The 1363-nt window shown below is 66.8% G+C and carries 1 protein-coding gene; it reads left to right on the plus strand.

Going from position 1 to position 1363, the window contains the following annotated elements:
- The first annotated feature begins 139 nt into the window (after positions 1–139).
- Complete coding sequence (gene pheA / locus OR16_RS38650; RefSeq protein ID WP_006164811.1) at positions 140–1279, plus strand: prephenate dehydratase; 1140 nt, start codon at positions 140–142, stop codon at positions 1277–1279.
- Positions 1280–1363: the final 84 nt, after the last annotated feature.

Raw genomic sequence — 1363 nt, forward strand, 5'->3', positions numbered from 1 at the left:
CATGCGCGAATTCGAGCGGACCGCGGCCTGATCCTCGTTTGCGCGGTATCGCGTGGCGATGCTGCCGCCGTGCCGGTTCGGTTTTTCCAGGGCCACTGCATTGCCACTGTGCAATGACGTGGCGTAGCGGATTCATACAATGACAAATCAAGACAAGCAAGGCGCGCAGGGGGAGGCGCAGCAGGACAATGGCGCGGCCGAGAAGGCGCTGGGCGTCGAGCTGACGCCGCTGCGCGAGCAGATCGACACGCTCGACCGCGAGCTGCTGGCGATGCTGAACCGCCGCGCGCAACTCGCCCTCGACGTGGGCGAGGTCAAGAAGAAGTACGGCGCGCCGGTGTTCCGGCCCGAGCGCGAGCTGCAGGTGATTCGCAAGGTGCAGGGGGCCAACCCGGGCCCGCTGCTGGACGACAGCGTGGCAGCAATCTGGCGCGAGGTGATGTCGGCCTGCCGCGGGCTGGAGAAGCCGCTCGAGGTGGCCTTCCTCGGCCCGGCGGGCACGTTCTCCGAGCAGGCGCTGTACGCGCACTTCGGCCACGAGGTCAGCGGGGTGCCGTGCCCGAGCATCGATGAAGTGTTCCGCGCGGTGGAAGCCGGCACCGTCGAGTATGGCGTGGTGCCGGTGGAAAATTCCACCGAGGGCGCGGTGTCGCGCACGCTGGACCTGTTCCTGCAGACCTCGCTGAAGATCAGCGGCGAGATCGCGCTGAAAGTGCACCACAACCTGATGGCATCGTCGCCCGACATGAAGGGGGTGACCGTGGTGCGCGCGCACGCGCAAGCGCTGGCGCAGTGCCAGCACTGGCTCACGGCCAACTACCCGCACCTGGAGCGCCAGGCGGTGTCGAGCAATGCCGAGGCGGCGCGCATGGCCAGCGAGGATCCCACCGTGGCGGCCATCGCCGGCGAGTCGGCGGCCAATCGCTACCACCTGCATCTGGTGCGCACGCACATCCAGGACGACCCGCATAACCGCACGCGCTTCGCCGTGATCGGCCGCTACGAGACCGAGCCCTCCGGCAGCGACCAGACCTCGATGATCCTCTCAGTGCCCAACAAGGCCGGCGCGGTCTACCAGCTGCTGGCGCCGCTGGCCGACAACGGTGTGTCGATGTGCCGGTTCGAGTCGCGCCCCGCACGCAGCGGCGCGTGGGAGTACTACTTCTACGTCGACGTCGAAGGCCACCAGCACGATGCTTCAGTAGTGCGCGCGCTGGAAGAGCTGCGTCGCAACGCGGCTTACTTCAAGGTGCTGGGCTCGTATCCGTCCAGCCGGTAACAGGATCGGCGATCCGCGAACAACGTTTCAGAGAAGGTATGAACATGGCAGAGCAGGGCAAGCAGTTCGGTCCCGAGTATGTGC

Origin of the sequence: Cupriavidus basilensis OR16 (assembly GCF_000243095.1) — a bacterium.
Classification (GTDB): Bacteria; Pseudomonadota; Gammaproteobacteria; order Burkholderiales; family Burkholderiaceae; genus Cupriavidus; species Cupriavidus basilensis_D.